Below are 21,672 nucleotides of genomic sequence, written 5' to 3'. Positions count from 1 at the left end.
AATCTGGTGCTCCTTTCCACCAAAATCAACGGTCGAGACGCTTGAACGAACTGCTGATCATCGCCGCGCCCGATCTCGCCGCCAAGCGCCACGAATGGCTGGAAAGCCTGAAAAGCGAGCGCCGGCTGTCGCCCAACACGCTCGATGCCTATGAGCGCGACACACGGCAATTCCTTACCTTCCTGACCGGTCATCTCGCCGGCCCGCCGGCGATTTCCGACATCCACACGCTCCGCCCGGCAGACCTGCGTTCGTTTCTCGCCGCCCGTCGCCGTGATGGTTCAGGCTCCCGCTCGCTCGGCCGCCACCTTGCAGGCCTCCGTTCCTTCCTGAGCTACATGGAGCGTCAGGGACTGGTGAATGCCGCAGCAGCCGGTGCAATCCGAGCACCGAAACAGCCGAAATCGCTCCCCAAACCGCTGAGCGACCGGCAGGCGACAAGCCTCACCACGACCGAAACCCAGCTCCAGGACGAGCCCTGGATCGCCGCACGCGATGCCGCTGTCCTGGCGCTTCTCTATGGCTGTGGCCTGCGCATTTCCGAAGCACTCGGGCTTCTTCCCGGCGAGATCGAACCCGGCACGACAACGCTGCGCATCAAGGGCAAGGGCGGCAAGACCCGCATCGTGCCGCTTCTTGCCGTCGTGGCGGATGCCGTCACCCGTTACCGCGATATCTGCCCCTATCATCTGACCGACGAAAAGCCTCTCTTCCGTGGTGCGCGTGGCGGCCCGCTACAGCCGGCAATCATCCAGCGCCAGATGCAGAAATTGAGAAGCGCCTTTGGCCTGCCGGATACGGCGACGCCCCATGCGCTGCGCCACTCCTTCGCCACCCACCTGCTTGCCGGCGGCGGCGACTTGCGCACCATTCAGGAACTGCTCGGCCATGCCAGCCTGTCGACGACGCAGGTCTATACCGGCGTCGATACCTCGCGCCTGCTGGAAGTGTATGACCGCGCCCATCCTCGCGCTTAAGGCCGGGGCCTGTGAACCAATCGGTAACCAATCCCGTTAAGCAACTGTCGAAGCCGCGATGATACGTTTTGGACCGATTAATCCGGATCCGTGACATGAATTCTTCATTCCTCGACAGCCCCCTTTTCGAACGCCTGCAGGGTTTTGCGCTCTGGCTGCTCGCGTCACTGCATGTCGTGGCCCTCGCCTCGCTGATCCTCATACTCGGCATGCTCTCGTCTGCCGATGCACAGGACGCCGCCTGCCATGGGGTTAATCTCGTCGACGAGATGAGATCAGAAAATCCGGATGCTTATGCCAGGGCTCTTGCGGAGGCCGAAAAGGTCCCAAACGCCAAGGGGATTTTCTGGAAAATAGAAAAGCCGGGCGTCGCCACCTCCTATCTGCTCGGCACCATGCATGTCACCGATCCGCGCGTCCTCAAGATGCCGCCCGGAGCCGACAAGGCGCTCGCCGGTGCCGGAACAATCGTCATCGAATCCAACGAGATCCTTGACGACAAGAAGGCCATGGCCGGCATTCTCGCCAAGCCGGAACTGACCATGCTGACCAACGGCAACACGATCGAAAAGCTGATGAAGCCGGACGATCTTGCCGTGCTTGAAGACGGATTGAAGAAGCGCGGCGTGCCGCTGGCGACCGTCTCACGCATGCAGCCGTGGATGCTGATGTCGCTCGTGTCGCTGCCGGCCTGCGAACTCGCCCGCAAGGGAAACACAGCCTTCCTCGACAAGAGTATCGCACTGGATGCCGCAGCCGAGGGAAAACCGGTCGAAGGCCTGGAAACGCTCGCCGAACAGCTAACCGCCATGGCCTCGATCCCGACCGAGATGCACCTGAAATCGCTGGTCGAAACGATCAAGCTTGGCCCGAAAATGGATGACGTCTTCGAGACGATGACGCAGCTTTATCTCACTGGCGAGATCGGCTTCACCATGCCTTTCCTGAAGCAGGTCGCACCTGATGGAAGCGACAATGCCGGTTATACGGAGTTCGAGGAACTGATCGTCACCAAGCGCAACCACCTCATGGCCGAACGCGCAGCACCTATCCTCAGCGAAGGCAATGTCTTCATGGCCGTCGGCGCCCTCCATTTGCCCGGCAAGGACGGCTTGGTGGAACTTCTGCGCAAACAGGGCTTCACGCTTACACCTGCCGGCTGAACGAAAGCCGTCTTACCCGCTCGTCATCCGGCGCAAGATATTGGTCTTCCAGTAGAACTGATGCACCAGCACACCGAGTATGTGCAGACAGATCAGCACCCACAGGGCCGTCTTCATCCAGCCGATATGGGCGAATGCCGCCATGCTGTTCTTGAAATAGAAGGCCCCGATCCCGGCAAGCGGCATGATGATGAACATCGCGTAGAGCGACCAATGCGTGATCGTCGCCACGACGCGCGAAAAAGCAGGCTCCGCTTCCGGATGCGGCGGAGCGCCGAGCGCTATGCGAAGACAGAGCCGGGTCAGGGCCAGCGCCAGTATCGCAATCCCTACATAGGCATGGATATTGGCGGACGTCATGATCTCGGGCGGGATCGGCTTGTCGCCGAAATAGAGTTCCCCGAATGCCGTCATCGCATCGGAAAACAGGAGATTGAACAGGATCAGCACGGCCATCAGCCAGTGCAGGACGCGCTGCGACAGAGAGAATGCGGTCTTCATGTCCGTCACTTTCCTGAGAGAGCAATAAGACAGGGAGTTTAGGACAGATGCGGAAAAGAAAAAGGCGGGACCGAAATCCCGCCTTTCGCATCTCGAATTATTCGCACCGATTACATATGGATCGGCTTGGCAAAAGTCGAAAGAGCGGCTTCCTTGACGGCTTCCGACATGGTCGGGTGTGCGTGGCAGGTGCGGCCGAGATCTTCCGACGAGCCGGAAAATTCCATCAGCACGGTGATCTCGTGGATCATCTCGCCGGCGCCGAAGCCGACGATGTGACCGCCGAGAACCCGGTCGGTTTCCTTGTCGGCGAGGATCTTGACGAAACCGTCGGTCGCCAGCATGGCGCGGGCACGGCCGTTGGCGGTGAACGGGAACTTGCCGACCTTGTAGGCGATGCCCGCAGCCTTCAGTTCTTCTTCCGTCTTGCCGACAGAAGCGACTTCCGGCTGGGTGTAGACGACGCCCGGAATGACGTCATAGTTCACGTGACCACGCTGACCGGACAGGATTTCGGCGAGAGCGACGCCCTCGTCTTCAGCCTTGTGCGCCAGCATCGGGCCCTTCACCACGTCGCCGATCGCATAGATGCCGGCAACATTGGTCTTGAAGCCATGGTCGATCTCGACGCGACCACGATTGTCTAGCACGACGCCTGCAGCTTCAAGGCCCAGGCCTTCAGTGTAAGGCTTGCGGCCGGTGGAGATCAGCACGACGTCTGCCTCAACGGTAACCGCATCGCCACCCTTGACCGGCTCGTAGGTGACCTTGGCGCCGGTAGCAGTCTTTTCGACGGCCGTAACCTTTGCTTCGGTACGGATATCCATGCCCTGCTTGGCGATCATCCGCTGGAACTGCTTCGACACGTCGGCATCCATGGCGCCGAGCAGCTTGTCGAGATATTCGATCACGGTGACCTTGGCGCCGAGACGCATCCACACCGAGCCGAGTTCGAGGCCGATGACACCGCCGCCGACAACGATCATGTTCTGCGGAACTTTTTCCAGCGAAATCGCGCCCGTCGACGACACGATCACCTTCTCGTCGATCTCGACATTAACGCCCGGGATGCCGGCAACGTCGGAGCCGGTGGCGATGACGATGTTCTTCGTCTCAAGCTCCTGAACCTTGCCGTCTTCACCCGTGACGGAAACCTTGCCGGCGGCAACGATCTTGCCGGCGCCGATAAAGCCGTCGATCTTGTTCTTCTTGAACAGGAAGGCGACGCCATCGGTGTTCGACTTGATGGTCGCATCCTTGTGAGCCATCATCTTGGTGAGGTTCAGCGTAGGCGCTGCAACTTCCACACCCAGCGTATCGACGCCATGGGCGACCTGGTGGAACATTTCCGAAGCATGCAGAAGAGCCTTCGACGGAATGCAGCCGACATTCAGGCAGGTGCCGCCATAGGTGGCGCGCTTTTCGACGACCGCGACCTTCAGGCCGAGCTGTGCTGCCTTGATTGCGCAGACATAACCGCCCGGGCCACTACCGATAACGACGACATCATAAGCCATGTTCTAATTCCTGATTTCTGGTTTTGGCAGGCTCATTCCCGCCAGCGTTTCGAGAATGGCCCTCAGGCCGCTTTTTCAGTTGCGAGTTTAATTCCGAGCGCGATGAACACCACGCCGCTGGTCCGGTCGATCCACTTGCTGGCACGCGAAAACGCCGCCCGCATGCGCGGCGTCGTCATGAACGTGCTGACGCCGACGAACCAGATGATCAGGCAGGTCGCCATCACCAGCCCGTAGCCGAACTTGATCGCCATCGGCGTATGGGCGCCAACGACGGTCGAGAAGATCGACAGGAAGAAGAAGACCGGCTTCGGGTTGAGCGCGTTCGCGGCAAAGCCGAGCGAGAATGCCTTTAGCGCCGACTGGCCCCGCTTGACGCCATCAACCTGCCCATCCGCTGGAACGCTGATCTCGGTCCTGCCCGCCTTCAGCGCCTTCACACCGATATAGACCAGATAGGCGACACCCAGCCATTTAACGATGTTGAACAGATAGACCGACTGCGAAATGATCAATCCGAGACCGAGGATCGTGTAGCTGACATGGAACATCAGCGCCGTGCCGATGCCGAAGCTGGTGATGATCGCCTGCCGGCGGCCATGGACCAGCGCCTGCCGCATCACCATAGCAAGATCCGCCCCCGGCGAGACGATCGCAAAGGAGAAGATCGCCATCAGCGAGATCAGTTCGATCATATAGGCATGCATGTTGAATATCCCTCAGAGCAGCAGCGCGGCCATCATGATCAGCAGTCCGGCAAGGCTCAATAGCCAGACCATCGAGCGGACATAGGGAATGCCCGCCAGATAGAGCGGAACATAGGCAATCCGCGCGATCAGCCACACCCAGGCGCCACCGATGCCAAGCCCGGTCGGGTCGCCGATAAAGGCAAGCCCGAGAAGCAGGCCGATAAAGGCCGGATAGGTTTCCTGATAGTTCTTCGAGGCGCGCGCAGCACGCCCCGCCGCCGCATTCTTCGGTGCAATATCCTCGTCGCGTGGTCCGGCATTCCATTTGGAACCCAGTTCACGCGTGGCGAGAAATCCCTGCAGCAGAATATGAAAGAGCAGCAGGACCACACTCAGACAAAGCACGACCACAAGATGGGTTGCATTTGCCGAAGCGGGTTCCATGCTGCTCTCCTTAGTTCAGGATGTAAGGCTTGAAGTCTTAGAGATCGAGGACCAGACGTTCCGGATCTTCCAGGCTTTCCTTGACGCGAACGAGGAAGGTGACCGCTTCCTTGCCGTCGACGATGCGGTGATCGTAGGAGAGCGCGAGATACATCATCGGGCGGATGACGATCTGGCCGCCGACGACGACCGGACGCTCCTGGATCTTGTGCATGCCGAGGATACCCGACTGCGGCGCATTGAGGATCGGCGAGGACATCAGCGAACCGTAGACGCCACCATTGGTGATGGTGAACGTGCCGCCCTGCATGTCGGCCATGGAAAGCGAACCGTCACGAGCAGCCTTGGCGAGACGACCGAGTTCCTTTTCGACGCCGGCGATCGAGCGCTGGTCGGCGTCACGGATGACCGGAACGACGAGCCCCTTGTCGGTGCCGACGGCCATGCCGACGTGGCAGTAGTTCTTGTAGATGATGTCGGTGCCGTCGATCTCGGCGTTGACAGCCGGCAGTTCCTTCAGCGCGTGGGTCACGGCCTTGGTGAAGAAGCCCATGAAGCCGAGCTTGACGCCATGCTTCTTCTCGAACACGTCCTTGTAGCGGTTACGCAGGTCCATGACCGCCTTCATGTCCACCTCGTTATAGGTGGTCAGCATGGCGGCGGTATTCTGTGCATCCTTGAGACGCTTGGCGATCGTCTGGCGCAGACGGGTCATCTTCACGCGCTCTTCGCGCGGCGCATCCTCGGCCGAGGAAACCGCGCGCGGAGCAGCCGGAACGGCAGCCGGGGCCGGAGCGGACGGGCCCTTGGCGATGGCGGCGAGAACGTCGCCCTTCAGAACCTGGCCGCGCTTGCCCGAACCGTCGATATCGGCCGTCGAGATGTTGTTGTCGGCAGCAACCTTGGCAGCAGCCGGAGCAGCCGGCATCGACGATGCGGCAGCCGAGGGGGACGCAACTGCGGCAGCGGCCGGTGCGGCAGCCGGAGCAGCTTCTGCAGGCTTTGCAGCAGGAGCGGCGGCAGCCGTGCCAACAGCGCCTTCTGCGATCTGGCCGAGCAGCGCGTCGAGACCGACGGTTTCACCGTTCTGCGCAACGATTTCGGTCAACACGCCGGAAGCCGGGGCCGGAACTTCGACGGTAACCTTGTCGGTTTCCAGTTCGACCAGCGGCTCATCGGCCTTGACCGTATCGCCGACCTTCTTGAACCAGGTGCCGACGGTCGCCTCGCTGACGGACTCGCCGAGGGTTGGAACGCGGATTTCGGTTGCCATGATCTGTTTCCGTTTTTCTCAAGATTCGTTTCGAACAAATTAGGGGAGACGGCTGAAAAATCAGCCGCCGAGAGCGTCTTCGAGGAAGGCTTCCAGCTGTGCCAGATGCTTCGACATCAGGCCGGTCGCCGGCGATGCTGCTGCCGGACGGCCCGTGTAGCGGACGCGCTGATACTTGGCATCGATATGCGCCAGAACCCATTCCAGGTAAGGGTCGATGAACGACCAGGCGCCCATGTTCTTCGGCTCTTCCTGGCACCAGACCATTTCCGCGTTCTTGAAGCGCGACAGCTCGTTGATCAGGGCCTTGGCCGGGAACGGATAAAGCTGTTCGATACGCAACAGGTAGACGTCGTCGATGCCGCGCTTTTCGCGCTCTTCGAGAAGGTCGTAATAAACCTTGCCGGAGCACATCACGACGCGACGGATCTTGGCATCCTTCTGCAGCTTGATCGGGCCGTCCTTGATGACTTCGGCATCGTCCCACAGCAGGCGGTGGAACGAGCTTTCGCCCGCCAGTTCCGCAAGCGTTGAGGTTGCACGCTTGTGGCGCAGCAAGGACTTCGGCGTCATCAGGATCAGCGGCTTGCGGAAGTCGCGCTTCACCTGGCGGCGCAGGATGTGGAAGTAGTTGGCAGGCGTCGTGACGTTGGCAACCTGCATGTTGTCTTCCGCGCAGAGCTGCAGGAAGCGTTCCAGGCGAGCCGACGAATGTTCCGGGCCCTGACCTTCATAGCCGTGCGGCAGAAGGCAGACGAGACCGGACATGCGCAGCCACTTGCGTTCGCCAGACGAGATGAACTGGTCGAACACGACCTGCGCACCGTTGGCGAAGTCGCCGAACTGGGCTTCCCAGAGCGTTAGCGCATTCGGACGTGCCAGCGAGTAGCCGTATTCGAAGCCGAGAACGGCTTCTTCCGACAGCATGGAGTTGATCACTTCATACTTGCCCTGGCCCGGCTGCAGATTGGCAAGCGGGATGTAGCGTTCTTCGGTGTCCTGATCGTAGAGAACCGAGTGACGCTGCGAGAAGGTGCCGCGTTCGCAATCCTGGCCGGAAAGACGGATCTTCGTGCCTTCGACGCAGAGCGAACCGAAAGCAAAGGCTTCCGCCATCGCCCAGTCGAGGCCTTCGCCGGTCTCTACCATCTGCGCACGGTTTTCCATGAAGCGCTTGATCGTGCGGTGCGCGTTGAAACCTTCCGGAATGGTCGACAGCTTGCGACCGATTTCCTTGAGGCTCTTCATCGGCATCGAAGTCTTGCCGCGACGCTGCTCGTCGGCATCGTCGGCGGAACGCAGACCCGACCACTGGCCATCCAGCCAGTCGGCCTTGTTCGGCTTGTAGGCCTGGCCGGCTTCGAACTCGGCGTCGAGATGGGCGCGCCAGTCAGCCTTCATCTTGTCGAATTCGGCATCGGTGATGACGCCTTCGCCAGCCAGACGTTCGGCATAGATCTCGGCCACGGCCTTGTGGGCGCGGATGACCTTGTACATCTTCGGCTGGGTGAACGCCGGCTCATCGCCTTCGTTATGGCCGAAGCGGCGATAGCAGAACATGTCAAGCACGACCGGCTTGTGGAACTTCATCCGGTATTCGGTCGCAACCTTGGCGGCATAGGTGACCGCTTCCGGATCGTCGCCGTTGACGTGGAAGATCGGCGCTTCGATCATCTTGGCAACGTCCGACGGATAGGGCGACGAACGCGAGAAGCCAGGATTGGTGGTGAAGCCGATCTGGTTGTTGATGATGACGTGCATCGTGCCGGCAACGCGGTGACCGCGCAGACCCGACAGGCCGAGGATTTCGGCAACCACGCCCTGGCCCGCAAAGGCCGCATCGCCGTGCAGAAGCAGCGGCAGAACCTTGGAGCGCTCGGAGAGCGGGATGATGTTGTCCTTTTCCCAGACCTTGGCCAGCATGTCCTGCTTGGCGCGGGCCTTGCCCATCACGACCGGGTTGACGATCTCGAGGTGGGACGGGTTTGCGGTCAGCGACAGGTGAACCTTGTTGCCGTCGAATTCGCGGTCGGAAGAGGCACCGAGGTGGTACTTCACGTCGCCCGAACCTTCGACTTCGTCAGGCTTAAACGAACCGCCCTTGAACTCGTGGAACACGGCGCGGTGCGGCTTGCCCATGACGTTGGTCAGAACGTTCAGACGGCCGCGGTGGGCCATGCCAACGATGACTTCTTCAAGACCCAGCTGGCCGCCGCGCTTGATGATCTGTTCGAGTGCCGGGATCAGCGCTTCGCCGCCATCGAGGCCGAAACGCTTGGTGCCCTTGAACTTGACGTCGAGGAACTGTTCGTAGCCTTCGCCTTCGATCAGCTTCGAAAGGATCGCCTTCTTGCCTTCCGGGGTGAAGGCGACGCCCTTGTCCGGACCTTCGATCCGTTCCTGGATCCAGGCCTTTTCTTCCGGGCTCGACATGTGCATGAACTCGACGCCGATCGTCGAGCAATAGGTGCGCTCGAGGATCGCGATCATCTCGCGAACGGTCGCGTATTCCATGCCCAGAACGTTGTCGATGAAGATCTTGCGATCGTAATCGCTCTCTTCGAAGCCGTAGGACTTTGGCGACAGCTCGTTGTAATCCTCGACCGGGCTTGCGATGCCGAGCGGATCGAGCTTGGCGTGCAGGTGGCCGCGCATGCGATAGGCGCGAATCATCATGATGGCGCGCACGCTGTCGCGGCTCGCCTGATGGACGTCGGCTTCGTTGACGGTTGCACCCTTGGCGGCGGCGGCAGCTTCAGCCTTTGCCTTGACCTTGGTTTCGATTGCCTTTTCCACCACCGGCCAGTTGCCGTCGAGAGCGGAAACAAGGTCGCCGCCGGCAGCGATCGGCCAGTTCGAACGTTTCCAGGAAGCGCCCTGCGCTGCCTTCTTCACGTCTTCGGGGCTGTCGGCCAGGGCCTTGAAGAAGGCCTGCCATTCTTCAGAAACCGAATTCGGATCGGCTTCGTAATTGGCATAAAGTTGTTCGATATAGACGGCGTTCGCGCCATCTAGGAACGAAGTGATGAGAAACTGCTCGTTGGCTTCTTGCCGGGACATGGCCTATTGCGGGCGCCGCGCCCGCCTCCTCACGTGGTCGGAACCGAGGACCTCGCCGGCTCCGCATTCTCTGGTCTGTCGTCGTGTCTTGTCGCCGCTGCGACACCGTCTTTTGACGGGTGACCCGCAGGCAAAAAAGCTTCCGCCTGCGGGTTCTAAACCTTGAGGTCCATCGCCGCCTGTCTATCGGCGGCGAGTGACCGTTATGTGGCGTCAGCCCTTGAGGACTTCAACCAGCGTCTTGCCGAGGCGTGCCGGTGACGGCGACACCTTGATGCCTGCTGCTTCCATGGCTGCGATCTTGGATTCCGCATCGCCCTTGCCGCCGGAAACGACAGCACCGGCATGGCCCATGGTGCGGCCCTTCGGCGCCGTACGGCCGGCGATGAAGCCTGCCATCGGCTTCTTGCGGCCCTTCTTGGCTTCGTCGATCAGGAACTGGGCTGCATCTTCTTCAGCCGAACCGCCGATTTCGCCGATCATGATGATCGACTGGGTGGCTTCGTCCGCGAGGAACATTTCCAGCATGTCGATGAATTCGGTGCCCTTGACCGGGTCGCCGCCGATACCGACAGCCGTCGTCTGGCCGAGGCCTTCGTTCGACGTCTGGAAAACGGCTTCGTAGGTCAGCGTGCCCGAGCGCGAAACGATACCGACCGAACCCTTGCGGAAGATCGAGCCCGGCATGATGCCGATCTTGCATTCTTCCGGCGTCAGAACGCCCGGGCAGTTCGGGCCGAGAAGGCGCGACTTCGACTTGTCGAGCTTGGCCTTAACGCGCACCATATCCATGACCGGGATACCCTCGGTGATGCAGGTGATGAACGGAACTTCGGCTTCGATCGCTTCGATGATCGCATCCGCGGCACCTGCCGGCGGAACGTAGATCACGGTCGCATCAGCACCGGTGCGCTCCTTGGCTTCGGCAACCGAAGCGAAGATCGGCAGCGCCGTGCCGTCGACGCCCGACGACCAGGTTTCGCCACCCTTCTTCGGGTGGATACCGCCGACCATCTTGGTGCCGTAGTAAGCAAGCGCCTGTTCTGTGTGGAACGTGCCGGTCTTGCCGGTCAGGCCCTGAACGAGGATCTTGGTGTCTTTATTGACGAGAATAGACATGTATCAGGTTCCTCAGATTAGGCTTTGATCGCCGCAACGATCTTCTTGGCGGCATCGTCCAGATCGTCAGCAGCCGTGATAGCAAGGCCGGATTCGTTGAGGATCTTCTTGCCGAGCTCGACATTGGTGCCTTCGAGGCGAACAACGAGCGGAACCTTCAGACCGACTTCCTGAACAGCTGCGACAACGCCTTCGGCGATGACGTCGCAACGCATGATGCCGCCGAAGATGTTGACGAGGATACCCTCGACCTTCGGGTCAGCGGTGATGATCTTGAAGGCAGCCGCAACCTTCTCCTTGCCGGCGCCACCCCCGACGTCGCAGAAGTTGGCAGGCTCCTTGCCGTAAAGCTTGATGATGTCCATCGTCGCCATGGCGAGACCGGCACCATTGACCATGCAGCCGATATTGCCGTCGAGGGCAACGTAGGCGAGGTCCCACTTGGAGGCTTCGATTTCCTTGGAGTCTTCTTCGGTCTCGTCGCGCAGCGCCTTGACGTCGTCATGGCGGAACAGCGCGTTGCCGTCGAAGGACATCTTGGCGTCGAGAACGCGCAGGTGTCCGTCCTTCATGACGATCAGCGGGTTGACTTCGAGAAGAGCCATGTCCTTTTCGCCGAACGCCTTGTAGAGCGCCGGGAAGAGCGACTTTGCGTCTTCGGCAGCTGCACCCGAGAGTTCGAGAGCCTTGGAGATCTTGGCAACGTCGTCAGCCGTCACACCGGTTCCCGGGTCGATGGCGATCGTGTGGATCTTCTCAGGCGTGTCGTGGGCAACGGCTTCGATGTCCATGCCGCCTTCGGTCGAAACGACGAAAGCAACCTGACCGACGGAACGGTCGACCAGCAGCGAGCAGTAAAGTTCGCGGTCGATGTCTGCACCGTCTTCGATGTAGAGGCGGTTAACCTGCTTGCCGGCTTCGCCGGTCTGCGCGGTTACCAGCGTGTTGCCGAGCATGTCCTTGGCGTGAGCCACGACTTCCTCGATCGACTTGGCCAGGCGAACGCCGCCCTTGGCATCGGGCCCAAGTTCCTTGAACTTGCCCTTGCCGCGACCGCCGGCATGGATCTGGCTCTTGACGACGTAGAGCGGGCCTGGGAGCTGCTTGGCAGCAGCTTCGGCTTCTTCGACCTTGAGGATCGCGACGCCTTCGGCAACCGGTGCGCCGTAACCCTTCAAGAGAGCCTTGGCCTGATATTCATGGATATTCATGGGGCTTGATCCCTATTTGAATGACGTGAGCGCTGGCAAAAGCCAGCGCCGAACTTTTTGGAAGCTGATTACTTCAGCGAAGGAACGAGGGCGATGCAGGCTTCGCAGAGACCGGCAACGGCACCGACCGACTTCTGGAAGGCGGCTTCTTCGTCCTTGTTGAATTCGACTTCGACGATGCGCTCGACACCGCCGGCACCGAGAACGACCGGAACGCCGACATACATGTCCTTGACGCCGTACTGGCCGGAGAGGTGAGCAGCGACCGGCAAGACGCGCTTCTTGTCCTTGAGGTAGGATTCAGCCATTTCGATCGCCGAGGCGGCCGGAGCGTAATAGGCAGAGCCAGTCTTCAGCAGGCCGACGATCTCTGCGCCGCCGTCACGGGTGCGCTGGATGATCTGGTCGAGCTTCTCCTGCGTGGTCCAGCCCATCTTGACGAGATCGGTGAGCGGAACGCCGGCAACCGTCGAGTAACGGGCAAGCGGCACCATCGTGTCGCCATGGCCGCCGAGAACGAATGCAGTGACGTCCTGAACGGAAACGTTGAATTCTTCGGCGAGGAAGAGACGGAAACGGGCCGAGTCCAGAACGCCGGCCATGCCGACGACCTTGTTCTTCGGCAGACCGGAGAACTTCTGCAGCGCCCAGACCATCGCGTCGAGCGGGTTGGTGATGCAGATGACGAAAGCGTTCGGAGCATATTTCTTGATGCCTGCGCCGACCTGTTCCATGACCTTGAGGTTGATGCCGATCAGGTCGTCGCGGCTCATGCCCGGCTTGCGGGCGACACCGGCGGTTACGATGCAGACGTCGGCGCCTTCAATCGCAGCATAGTCGCTGGCGCCGGTCAGCTTCGCATTGAAGCCTTCAACCGGACCGGACTGAGCGATGTCGAGGCCCTTACCCTGCGGGATGCCGTCGGCGATGTCGAAGAGGACGACGTCGCCCAGCTCCTTCAGGCTGGCAAGATGCGCCAGCGTGCCACCGATCATGCCCGAACCAATAAGTGCAATCTTCTTACGCGACATGGAAATGCTTCCTCTTCAAATCCTGACCTGCGGCAAGTTAGCGCAGGCTCATCTTGCGGCAGCACGGATAGCCTCATCTGCCAAAAATGGCAAACGATTATTTTGAGACTATATTTTTCAATCGGTTAGATATGATTTGAGTTACGTAAACGTAAGAATTTATGCCATAAATATGTCAGACTTCCTGCCGCTTCTCATTATGGAGCAACAGATATTCCGCACTTCTCATCTCGAAAAGTCGCGAAACCGTGCGGTCGAATTCGAAACCTTCGGTGCCTCTACGCTCCGTCAGCAATGCGTCTGGTGTGACTGCAGCCGAAATGAAAAGCCGCACGGAATGATCGTAGAGCGCATCGACCAGATTGATGAACCGCTTCACTTCATTGCGCTTTTCCGCGCCGAGCTTCGGCACGTGATCAACAAAGACGACGTCGAAACGCGCGGCGATGGCCAGATAGTCCGAAGCGCCGAGCGGCTTTTCGCAAAGATCGGAGAATGAGAAACGCGCAGCCCTACCGACTGCCGCAGGCACATGAATGCTGCGCCCCTTCATCGGCAGTTCGACCGGCTCGGCCCTGTCACCATCGGTAACCTGATGCCATGCGGCCTCCATCGCCGCATCCGCACGCCCGTCGAGCGGTGTCAGATAAACGGGCAGATTGGCATTCTTCTGCATCCGGTAATCGGTTGGACTGTCCAGCGTCACCACATCGACATGGCTGCTTAGAAGTCCGATAAACGGCGTAAACAGGCCGCGATTGAGCCCGTCCTTGTAGAGATTTTCCGGCGCAACATTGGAGGTCGCGACCAGCACGCAGCCGAGATCGAACAGCTCGGTGAAAAGCCGCGCCAGGATCATCGCATCGGTAATGTCGGTCACGGAGAATTCATCGAAGCACAGAAGCTCGGCTTCCGCATAGAGTGCGGCGGCAACCGGCGGCACCGGATCAGCCTGCTTCGTCTCGCCCCGCTTCAGCTTCTGCCGCTGCTCGTGGATGCGGTTATGCACGTCGGCCATGAACTCATGAAAATGCGCCCGCCGCTTTTTCTGCGTGGGCGCCTTCTTGAAGAACATGTCCATGATCATGGTCTTGCCGCGGCCGACACTGCCATAGACATAAAGACCGCGCACCTTTTCCGCATGGCCATTGCCGCGACGGGCAAACAGCCAGCCAAGCGCACTCGACTTCTTCGCGGGTTTTGCCTCGCGCAACGCGACGAGCACGCGGTCGAGCCTGGCAGCGACCTCCATCTGCGCCTTGTCGGGCGTCAGAACGCCGGACGCCGCCAGAGCCTTGAGCTCTTCGCAGACGCTCGACGTATATTCTGGAATGGGTTCCACCGAGGGACGCCCCTTATGTCAGTATTAGCGGCTCAGACTGACCTGCTGGCCCGAATTCGTGGTACCGTCGAAGCGGTTGTCGGCGCTCTTGTAGACCCGACCGATCACATCGCCTGCACGGTTCTTGAACTGAACCATCTTGCCGGAGACTTCCCATGAGCCCATGGCCGTCAGCTCACCGGCGCAACCGCGGGTACCACCGCGCGAACCGCTGCCGAGATTGGTGAGCGTCAGGAACATGTCGCAGGATGCGCCGCCATTGGAAACGCGCCAGTTGCCGACCATCTGCTCCTTGGTGACATCGAGCGCGCTGGCGGGAGCGGCCGCGTTCGGGTTAGCCATGGCCATATTCTGACCACCCTGAGGTGCGGAAGGATATTGCGAAGCGCCACCCGGAGGCGGAAGTTGACCGCCCTGAACACCCTGAACGGGCTGGGCCTGAAGCGGAGCGGGCTGCGAAGGCAGATCACTATAAGGGCTGTAGGATGTCCGCTGGCAACCAGCCAACGCAAGGGTCAGTACCAGACCTGTTGCCACATATTTGAACTGCATCAAAAACTCCTGTCCGGATCATTTCACACTGCCCTACAACTTGGGCACGACAGTTTGGCCGGGAATATCGTAAACGACCTTGGTTAATCAAGGGTATCCAGCCAATCCGACATAATCGCGACGATCTGCACGGTCAATTCGGCGTGCGCACCGGGCAGCAAGACAAACCAAAGGCCGCAACGAAAGCTGCGGCCCTGGGCTTTTCAAAGACTAGACGCGGCGCTCGACCATCATCTTCTTGATCTCGGCAATTGCCTTGGCCGGGTTCAGACCCTTCGGGCAAGCCTGGGCGCAGTTCATGATCGTGTGGCAACGATAGAGCCGGAACGGATCCTCGAGATTGTCGAGACGCTCGCCCTTGGCTTCGTCTCTGGAGTCGATCAGCCAGCGATAGGCCTGCAGGAGAACTGCCGGACCGAGGTAACGGTCGCCGTTCCACCAGTAGCTCGGACAGGAGGTCGAGCAGCAGGCGCACAGAATGCACTCATAGAGACCGTCGAGCTTGAGGCGATCCTCATGGCTCTGCTTCCATTCCTTCGCCGGCGTCGGCGACACCGTCTTCAGCCACGGCTCGATCGAGCGATGCTGGGCGTAGAAGTTGTTGAGGTCCGGAACGAGGTCCTTCACGACAGGCATATGCGGCAGCGGATAGACTTTGACCGTTCCGGAAATGTCGTCCATGCCCTTGGTGCAGGCCAGCGTGTTCGTGCCGTCGATATTCATCGCGCAGGAACCGCAAATGCCTTCGCGACAGGAACGGCGCAGCGTCAGCGTCGGGTCGATCTTGTTCTTGATGTAGAGAAGACCGTCGAGCACCATCGGGCCGCAATCATCCAGATCGACATAGAACGTGTCGATGCTCGGGTTCTTGCCGTCGTCCGGGCTCCAGCGATAGATGCGATATTCGCGCAGGTTCTTGGCGCCTTCCGGCTTCGGCCAGACCTTGCCTTCGGACATCTGCGAGTTTTTGGGGAGAGCGAGTTCAACCATGGTTCTTTTCCCTCCGGATCAATAGACGCGAGCCTTGGGCTCGATCTTGTAGGGATCGATGCCTTCGGCGATCAGGTCCGTATGGACCGGACGGTAATCGAGCTTGACGTCACCCTTTTCGTTGACCCAAGCCAACGTGTGCTTGCGCCAGTTGACGTCGTCGCGGCCGGCGAATGCGCCTTCCGTGAAGTCCTCGCGGGCGTGGGAGCCACGGCTTTCCTTGCGGGCCTCGGCGCCATAGACGGTGGTGATCGCATTCGCCATCAGGTTATGCAGTTCCAGCGTCTCGACCAGATCCGAGTTCCAGATCAGCGAACGGTCGGTGACCTTGACGTCGGGCAGCTCGCTCCAGATCTGCGACATGCGCTTGCAGCCCGATTCCAGCGATTCCTGCGTCCGGAACACGGCGGCATCGTCCTGCATCGTGCGCTGCATCTTGTCACGCAGCACGGCCGTCGGCGTTGCGCCATTGGCGTGACGCAGGCCGTCGAAGCGGTCCATGATCTTGTCGCATGCGGCAACGTTGAGCGCCGGGATGGCACCTTCGCGGTCGATGACCTGACCGGCGCGGATTGCGGCGGCGCGGCCGAAGACCACGAGGTCGATCAGCGAGTTGGAGCCGAGGCGGTTTGCACCGTGAACCGAAGCGCAACCTGCTTCACCTACAGCCATCAGGCCCGGAATGATCCGTTCCGGATTGCTCGAGTCGGCGTTGAGCACTTCGCCCCAGTAATTGGTCGGAATGCCGCCCATATTGTAGTGAACCGTCGGCAGAACCGGGATCGGCTCGCGGGTCACGTCGACGCCGGCAAAGATCTTCGCCGATTCCGAAATGCCCGGAAGGCGCTCGTGCAGTACGGCCGGGTCGAGATGGTCGAGATGCAGGAAAATGTGGTCCTTGTTCTTGCCGACGCCACGGCCTTCACGGATTTCCATCGTCATGCAGCGCGAAACGACGTCACGGGAGGCAAGGTCCTTGGCCGAAGGTGCGTAACGCTCCATGAAGCGCTCGCCCTCGGAATTCACTAGGTAACCGCCTTCGCCGCGTGCGCCTTCGGTGATCAGACAGCCGGAGCCGTAGATGCCGGTCGGGTGGAACTGGACGAATTCCATGTCCTGCAAAGGCAGGCCGGCGCGCGCCACCATGCCGCCACCGTCGCCGGTGCAGGTATGGGCAGACGTTGCCGAGAAATAGGCGCGGCCGTAACCGCCGGTCGCCAGAACCACCATCTTGGCGGCAAAGCGATGGATCGTGCCATCATCGAGGTTCCAGGCAACGACGCCTTCGCAGCGGCTGCCGTCATCCGACATGATCAGGTCGAGTGCGAAATACTCGATGAAGAATTCCGCATTGTTGCGCAGCGACTGGCCATAGAGCGTGTGAAGGATGGCGTGACCGGTACGGTCGGCAGCAGCGCAGGTGCGCTGTACCGGCGGGCCGGCGCCAAAGTTCTGCATGTGGCCGCCGAACGGGCGCTGGTAGATCTTGCCTTCCTCGTTACGCGAGAACGGCACGCCGTAATGCTCGAGTTCGTAGACGGCCTTCGGCGCTTCCATGACCATGTACTGCATGGCGTCGACATCGCCGAGCCAGTCTGAACCCTTGACGGTGTCATAGAGGTGCCACTGCCAGCTGTCCGGCGTCATGTTCTGCAGCGACGCGGCAATGCCGCCCTGCGCCGCGACGGTGTGCGAGCGGGTCGGGAAGACCTTGGTGATGCAGGCGGTCTTGAAACCCTGCTCGGCCATGCCGAGCGTGGCGCGAAGACCGGCACCACCGGCACCCACGACAATCACGTCGTAGGAGTGGTCGACGTAATTATAGGCTTTGCCGTTCTGGGCGATAGGTGTGACGGATGCCATGATGGATTATCCTACGAACGCAATTTTCAGAACGGCGAAGAGACAGAGGCCACCGATCAGCATTGCAAAAAATGTATTGAGCATGACGGCCAGGAATTTCAGGCCTTCGTTATGCACATAGTCGACGATGATTTCCTGAACGCCGATGCGCATATGCACGAGACCGGCAATGATCATCAGGCCGAAAAGCACGGCGATGAGCGGGTTCGACAGCGCGCTGACGACTTCCTCATAGGGAGCGCCTGCATAGCGGATCAGGAAGATGATGAAGAAGATGGCGAGCGGCACGAGCGCCACGGCCGACATCCGCTGCATCCAGAAATGTTCGGTGCCGTCCTTTGCTGATCCGAGACCACGAACCTTGCCGAGGGGAGTACGCATATCCATGATGTTTCCTCCTCAGATGGCCAGGCCGATGATCCAGACCAGCACGGTCAGACAGATCGATACGATCGGCATGATCAATGCGACCTTGGTCGCGAAGTGTTTTTCAAAACCATGTCCCATGTCCCACACGAAATGGCGGATACCGCCGAGCATGTGGTGGATCAGGGCCCAGGTGTAGCCGAACAGGACCAGCAGCCCGATCCAGGTGCCGAACAGCCAGCTGATCCAGTCGAAATAGGGCTTGCCGGATGCAGCCGCGATCAGCCACCAGGCGAGCAGGATCGTGCCGGCAGCCAGAGCGCCACCGGTAATACGGTGGACGATCGACATAACCATTGTGGGGATTGGCTTGTAGATTTGCAGATGCGGCGACAGAGGCCGATTATTCGTTATATTCGCCATCATTACCTCGCGGCGTCGTCAAACGGGCCGGGCGCCCGGCAATGCACCATGCCGAGAAAATGTGCATTGCATCATCGGCGTGGTTTAATCTTGGAATTCCAAGACGACAAGATCAATTCCGACGTCGCGTGAATTTAATCGATTGTGAATTGCAAGAGGAAAAGCCTCGGACAAATCGCCGCGGCGCATTAACCATCAATTCCAAAGATTTGGGCGCCGACGTGCGCTGGCGCAGAGAACATGTTAACCTTTGATTAACCATGATCTCGGAGTTCGCCATGATCGCGAATCGCATAAAACCTGTTCTTTTTGCACTCACGCTATCCGGCGCCCTCGCCTCTGCAGCCTCCGCGCGCGATCGTTCTCCGGATTTTAACAGCGGCGAAACAGGTTACCGGGGCCATTATTACGGCCACGGGCATCATGGCCGACGCGGCGAGCTAAAGCTGTTTTCCGATCAGCGCCTGGGCGGCGCCAGCCGTATAGTGTCATCGGCACGAAACAGCCGTCCCGACAAAGGTTCCATTCAGACACTCGGCTCATTCGCTACTGTCTCGGGCTCGTCGATCATCTACACTGACGGCTATCGCGAAATATACGTCGGCGAGTATGCCTCGGAACCCTCGCGCTCAGGTCTTTCCTATCCCGCACCCAAGGCGAAGATCATCACCGTCACGGAAGAACTTGCCAACGGCAACTTCCGGCCGGTCAACGGCTGCAGTTACGAGATGGATGTCTGCGTCATCCGTGGGGAGAAGTGAGGCCGGATATCCTCACCTAAGCTGGGCTTCGATCGCAGCCTTGTCGATGACCGACCAGACCTGAGCGATCAGTCCGCCGGAAAATTGGTAGAAGACATTTTCGGAAAACCGGATACGACGACCATTGACAGGAAGGCCGAAAAGCTCGCCTGCAGGCGTACAATCGAAAACCAATCGGCTCGCCACTTTCGGGGCCTCGACTACCAGGAAGTCGATAGTGAAACGCAGATCCGGAATGGCGCGAAAATCTCCTACCAGCATCTCACGATAACCGGCAAGCCCGATTTGCCGTCCATTATGGACCGCATTCTCATCGACGAAATCGCCAAGACTTTGCCAATCCTGCCGGTTCAGGCAATCGATATAACCGCGATAGATTTCGGACAACTCACACATTCCTATCACTCCTTCCGCATATCTTCCGACCGGTGGCGAACGCGACAAGCAGACGGCCCGTTCCATCCGAGCGCTCACGGCGGATCGCAGGCCTTGGACATCAAGAACACATCGGCGACAGACAACACAGGCGGTAAAATACCCGGACCACGGGGATGATTTCACCCCTCCACCTCAATCTCATCAACGGCTTGAGCGTTGTTGCATCCCCGCCCTCCCGACCCGTGCCTACAATCCCCCGGCTTCCGTCGCCGGAGTGTTGCTCGAGACGTTCGCGGGCAGGCGGGAGCCGGCGCTTTCGTCTGATCCGTAACGTGCGGCAAGTGCGGAAGGAGTGAAACGCATGGGAGAGGGGCAACCTTTTCCCTATCAAGCCTCCCCCGGCAGCCATGCCGGGTTCGGTTGAGCCGTCCAAGTGTGGGAAACCACATGCAGCGAGGCGAGAGGATCACCCGTAGGGACCGGAAGTCCCGAGACAAGCCGAAGGCCACGCATATGCGGAGCCACATTTTATATTCCAAAGAGGTTCCGCATATGCGTGCGCTTCTCCGGAATGTTTTTTGACAGCCACGGCAGCGTGCTGCGCGGGGCAGGATTGGTACGTCTGGAACCTGACACCGTAATCGCTTGTGCATGGATCCTCGGATCGAGCCCGAGGATGACGGCCGATGGGTGGTGCAAAGGTGCCCAAAACATAACTCCCATGCCTATGAATACAGTAACCCAAGGCACGAGGCCTGTTTTGGCCTCCAACAGAAACCAAAACCTCGGTCATCCTCGGGCTTGACCCGAGGATCCAGACACAAGCAAGCCGCAATTCATCTGGTTGTCTCCATTGTCTCTCGGCAGGCGGATGAGGAGCAATCCACAACGATGCAGAAGAGGGAGGCCCTACCCGAACCGCCAGACCGTCGTCTTCTTGGCCTCGCTATCCTCCAGCGCCCGCGTCACTGGCACCTCGTAAACCGCAAGCTTCTCCAGCCGCTCCTTCGGCAGATAGCTCCGCCCCGGATCGCCGACCAAGACCACCTTGCCTGCATCGGCTAAGGCCGTGAACCAAGGCACCAGCGCCGCCGCGAAATCCCGGTCGTAGAAAACATCCCCCGCCAGCACGATCTCCGCATCGACCATCCGGTCGATCTGATCGTCATCGGTGAACCCGATCTCGACCCCGTTCTCGGCCGCATTCAGCGTCACTGCCGTCCGCGTCCATGGATCGATATCCGCCGCCAGCACATGCGCTGCCCCGGCCATCTTTGCCGCAATCGCCACCAGCCCGGACCCGCTGGCGAAATCCAGCACTCGTTTGCCGGCCACTGTTTCAGGATTGTCTAGAACATACCGGGCCAACCCCTGCCCGCCCGCCCAGGCAAAAGCCCAAAACGGCGGCGGCAGGCCGATTGCCTGCAGATCCTCCTCCGTCTTCAGCCACAGATCATGCGCCTCCGTTGCCAGATGCAGCTTTATCTCCGGCACATGCGGCGGCCGCATGAGATCGGTATTTTCGAGGATGAAGGCCTTCGGCTCGGTCTTCACACGGCGAACTCAGGCAGGCGATTTCGGTGGATTGTCGAGGCCGCCGAGGCGGCAGATCTCGAAATATTCCTCGTCCGTCACCGGCTGCACCGAAAGCCGCATGGAAGTGACCAGCGCCATCTTCTCGAATTTTGGGTTGGCCTTGATTTCCTTCAGCGTGATCGGCTTCGGCATATCGGCCACCGCGCGGATATCGACGCAATCCCATTTGGGATCGCCCTTGGCCGAACTATCCGGATGCGACAGCGCGCAGACTTCGACGATGCCGACGATATCCAACCCTTCGTTCGAATGGTAGAAGAACCCCTTGTCGCCGATCTTCATCGCCCGCATGTTGTTGCGCGCCAGATAGTTGCGCACGCCGGTCCATTCCTCGCCGACCTCGCCCTTGGCTTTCTGCTGTTCCCAGGACCAGACATTCGGCTCGGATTTGTAAAGCCAATAGGCCATCTATTGTC

Annotated in this window: 21 protein-coding genes; 3 read left to right on the top strand and 18 right to left on the bottom strand. The window is 59.9% G+C overall.

Translation table 11 applies throughout. The annotated features are described in order from the left end of the window. The first annotated feature begins 41 nt into the window (after positions 1-41). The gene (locus ACI3K0_RS18300; RefSeq protein ID WP_183828374.1) at positions 42-977 is read left to right on the top strand and encodes a tyrosine recombinase XerC; all 936 of its coding nucleotides are present in this window, start codon (positions 42-44) and stop codon (positions 975-977) included. 95 nt (positions 978-1,072) lie between these two features. Beyond that, on the top strand, positions 1,073-2,140 hold the full coding sequence (locus ACI3K0_RS18295) for a TraB/GumN family protein (protein ID WP_404945878.1): 1,068 nt from the start codon (positions 1,073-1,075) through the stop codon (positions 2,138-2,140). Positions 2,141-2,152: 12 nt separating this feature from the next. On the opposite strand, the gene ACI3K0_RS18290 is transcribed toward ACI3K0_RS18295, so the two are convergent. The 15 genes from ACI3K0_RS18290 to sdhC all read right to left on the bottom strand — a co-directional run bounded on the left by ACI3K0_RS18290 (position 2,153) and on the right by sdhC (position 18,521). After that, positions 2,153-2,641 (bottom strand): cytochrome b, encoded by a 489-nt coding sequence (locus ACI3K0_RS18290; protein ID WP_404945877.1) that lies wholly within the window; start codon positions 2,639-2,641, stop codon positions 2,153-2,155. A gap of 110 nt (positions 2,642-2,751) precedes the next feature. Further along, the gene (gene lpdA / locus ACI3K0_RS18285) at positions 2,752-4,158 is read right to left on the bottom strand and encodes a dihydrolipoyl dehydrogenase (RefSeq protein WP_404945876.1); all 1,407 of its coding nucleotides are present in this window, start codon (positions 4,156-4,158) and stop codon (positions 2,752-2,754) included. Positions 4,159-4,220: 62 nt separating this feature from the next. Next, entirely contained in the window at positions 4,221-4,865 is a 645-nt protein-coding gene (locus ACI3K0_RS18280; protein ID WP_404945875.1) for a LysE family translocator, read from the bottom strand. A 12-nt stretch (positions 4,866-4,877) separates the two neighbouring features. Continuing rightward, positions 4,878-5,291: an MAPEG family protein gene (locus ACI3K0_RS18275; protein WP_148148162.1), complete on the bottom strand. Its 414-nt coding sequence runs from the start codon at positions 5,289-5,291 to the stop codon at positions 4,878-4,880. Positions 5,292-5,328: 37 nt separating this feature from the next. Then, positions 5,329-6,564: a 2-oxoglutarate dehydrogenase complex dihydrolipoyllysine-residue succinyltransferase gene (gene odhB / locus ACI3K0_RS18270; protein ID WP_404945874.1), complete on the bottom strand. Its 1,236-nt coding sequence runs from the start codon at positions 6,562-6,564 to the stop codon at positions 5,329-5,331. 60 nt (positions 6,565-6,624) lie between these two features. Then, positions 6,625-9,624 carry a 2-oxoglutarate dehydrogenase E1 component gene (locus ACI3K0_RS18265; RefSeq protein ID WP_404945873.1) on the bottom strand — a complete coding sequence of 1,000 codons (3,000 nt, stop codon included), beginning with the start codon at positions 9,622-9,624 and terminating at the stop codon, positions 6,625-6,627. A 213-nt stretch (positions 9,625-9,837) separates the two neighbouring features. Next, a complete protein-coding gene (gene sucD, locus ACI3K0_RS18260) occupies positions 9,838-10,743 on the bottom strand; it encodes a succinate--CoA ligase subunit alpha (RefSeq protein WP_183828398.1) in 906 nt (301 codons plus the stop codon). A 17-nt stretch (positions 10,744-10,760) separates the two neighbouring features. Then, entirely contained in the window at positions 10,761-11,954 is a 1,194-nt protein-coding gene (gene sucC / locus ACI3K0_RS18255; protein WP_404945872.1) for an ADP-forming succinate--CoA ligase subunit beta, read from the bottom strand. A 68-nt stretch (positions 11,955-12,022) separates the two neighbouring features. Further along, positions 12,023-12,985: a malate dehydrogenase gene (gene mdh, locus ACI3K0_RS18250; RefSeq protein ID WP_112509119.1), complete on the bottom strand. Its 963-nt coding sequence runs from the start codon at positions 12,983-12,985 to the stop codon at positions 12,023-12,025. A gap of 175 nt (positions 12,986-13,160) precedes the next feature. Then, positions 13,161-14,327: a cell division protein ZapE gene (gene zapE / locus ACI3K0_RS18245; protein WP_404945871.1), complete on the bottom strand. Its 1,167-nt coding sequence runs from the start codon at positions 14,325-14,327 to the stop codon at positions 13,161-13,163. Between the two features lie 24 nt (positions 14,328-14,351). Next, positions 14,352-14,879, bottom strand: coding sequence for a protease inhibitor Inh/omp19 family protein (locus ACI3K0_RS18240; protein WP_404945870.1), 528 nt, complete (start codon positions 14,877-14,879; stop codon positions 14,352-14,354). Positions 14,880-15,089: 210 nt separating this feature from the next. Beyond that, positions 15,090-15,869, bottom strand: a complete 780-nt coding sequence (locus tag ACI3K0_RS18235; RefSeq protein ID WP_312406349.1) for a succinate dehydrogenase iron-sulfur subunit — start codon at positions 15,867-15,869, stop codon at positions 15,090-15,092. 18 nt (positions 15,870-15,887) lie between these two features. Then, entirely contained in the window at positions 15,888-17,732 is a 1,845-nt protein-coding gene (sdhA, locus tag ACI3K0_RS18230; protein WP_148148155.1) for a succinate dehydrogenase flavoprotein subunit, read from the bottom strand. A 6-nt stretch (positions 17,733-17,738) separates the two neighbouring features. Then, positions 17,739-18,119, bottom strand: a complete 381-nt coding sequence (gene sdhD, locus ACI3K0_RS18225) for a succinate dehydrogenase, hydrophobic membrane anchor protein (RefSeq protein ID WP_404945869.1) — start codon at positions 18,117-18,119, stop codon at positions 17,739-17,741. Between the two features lie 12 nt (positions 18,120-18,131). Continuing rightward, positions 18,132-18,521, bottom strand: a complete 390-nt coding sequence (sdhC, locus tag ACI3K0_RS18220; RefSeq protein WP_404945868.1) for a succinate dehydrogenase, cytochrome b556 subunit — start codon at positions 18,519-18,521, stop codon at positions 18,132-18,134. 278 nt (positions 18,522-18,799) lie between these two features. Here sdhC and ACI3K0_RS18215 point away from each other — a divergent pair, with 278 nt between their 5' ends. Continuing rightward, the gene (locus ACI3K0_RS18215; RefSeq protein ID WP_404945867.1) at positions 18,800-19,282 is read left to right on the top strand and encodes a hypothetical protein; all 483 of its coding nucleotides are present in this window, start codon (positions 18,800-18,802) and stop codon (positions 19,280-19,282) included. Positions 19,283-19,294: 12 nt separating this feature from the next. On the opposite strand, the gene ACI3K0_RS18210 is transcribed toward ACI3K0_RS18215, so the two are convergent. From ACI3K0_RS18210 to ACI3K0_RS18200, 3 genes are all read right to left on the bottom strand, one after another. Further along, the gene (locus tag ACI3K0_RS18210; RefSeq protein WP_404945866.1) at positions 19,295-19,678 is read right to left on the bottom strand and encodes an ester cyclase; all 384 of its coding nucleotides are present in this window, start codon (positions 19,676-19,678) and stop codon (positions 19,295-19,297) included. An 891-nt stretch (positions 19,679-20,569) separates the two neighbouring features. Beyond that, the gene (locus ACI3K0_RS18205; protein WP_404945865.1) at positions 20,570-21,214 is read right to left on the bottom strand and encodes a class I SAM-dependent methyltransferase; all 645 of its coding nucleotides are present in this window, start codon (positions 21,212-21,214) and stop codon (positions 20,570-20,572) included. Between the two features lie 9 nt (positions 21,215-21,223). Further along, the gene (locus ACI3K0_RS18200; RefSeq protein ID WP_404945864.1) at positions 21,224-21,664 is read right to left on the bottom strand and encodes an EVE domain-containing protein; all 441 of its coding nucleotides are present in this window, start codon (positions 21,662-21,664) and stop codon (positions 21,224-21,226) included. Positions 21,665-21,672: the final 8 nt, after the last annotated feature.

Source organism: Rhizobium sp. ZW T2_16 (assembly GCF_044987325.1).
Lineage (GTDB): Bacteria > Pseudomonadota > Alphaproteobacteria > Rhizobiales > Rhizobiaceae > Neorhizobium > Neorhizobium cellulosilyticum.
Note: the sequence above shows the minus strand (reverse complement) of the source record. Positions and strands in the feature narration are given on the sequence as shown.

Coding starts and splice junctions, on each gene's coding strand:
- ACI3K0_RS18280 (WP_404945875.1), bottom strand. CDS start 4,865: ATGCATGCCTATATGATCGAACTGATCTCGCTGATGGCGATCTTCTCC.
- mdh (WP_112509119.1), bottom strand. CDS start 12,985: ATGTCGCGTAAGAAGATTGCACTTATTGGTTCGGGCATGATCGGTGGC.
- ACI3K0_RS18295 (WP_404945878.1), top strand. CDS start 1,073: ATGAATTCTTCATTCCTCGACAGCCCCCTTTTCGAACGCCTGCAGGGT.
- ACI3K0_RS18265 (WP_404945873.1), bottom strand. CDS start 9,624: ATGTCCCGGCAAGAAGCCAACGAGCAGTTTCTCATCACTTCGTTCCTA.
- ACI3K0_RS18235 (WP_312406349.1), bottom strand. CDS start 15,869: ATGGTTGAACTCGCTCTCCCCAAAAACTCGCAGATGTCCGAAGGCAAG.
- sucC (WP_404945872.1), bottom strand. CDS start 11,954: ATGAATATCCATGAATATCAGGCCAAGGCTCTCTTGAAGGGTTACGGC.
- ACI3K0_RS18275 (WP_148148162.1), bottom strand. CDS start 5,291: ATGGAACCCGCTTCGGCAAATGCAACCCATCTTGTGGTCGTGCTTTGT.
- ACI3K0_RS18200 (WP_404945864.1), bottom strand. CDS start 21,664: ATGGCCTATTGGCTTTACAAATCCGAGCCGAATGTCTGGTCCTGGGAA.
- sdhA (WP_148148155.1), bottom strand. CDS start 17,732: ATGGCATCCGTCACACCTATCGCCCAGAACGGCAAAGCCTATAATTAC.
- ACI3K0_RS18290 (WP_404945877.1), bottom strand. CDS start 2,641: ATGAAGACCGCATTCTCTCTGTCGCAGCGCGTCCTGCACTGGCTGATG.
- odhB (WP_404945874.1), bottom strand. CDS start 6,564: ATGGCAACCGAAATCCGCGTTCCAACCCTCGGCGAGTCCGTCAGCGAG.
- sdhC (WP_404945868.1), bottom strand. CDS start 18,521: ATGGCGAATATAACGAATAATCGGCCTCTGTCGCCGCATCTGCAAATC.
- ACI3K0_RS18240 (WP_404945870.1), bottom strand. CDS start 14,879: ATGCAGTTCAAATATGTGGCAACAGGTCTGGTACTGACCCTTGCGTTG.
- sdhD (WP_404945869.1), bottom strand. CDS start 18,119: ATGGATATGCGTACTCCCCTCGGCAAGGTTCGTGGTCTCGGATCAGCA.
- ACI3K0_RS18215 (WP_404945867.1), top strand. CDS start 18,800: ATGATCGCGAATCGCATAAAACCTGTTCTTTTTGCACTCACGCTATCC.
- ACI3K0_RS18210 (WP_404945866.1), bottom strand. CDS start 19,678: ATGTGTGAGTTGTCCGAAATCTATCGCGGTTATATCGATTGCCTGAAC.
- lpdA (WP_404945876.1), bottom strand. CDS start 4,158: ATGGCTTATGATGTCGTCGTTATCGGTAGTGGCCCGGGCGGTTATGTC.
- sucD (WP_183828398.1), bottom strand. CDS start 10,743: ATGTCTATTCTCGTCAATAAAGACACCAAGATCCTCGTTCAGGGCCTG.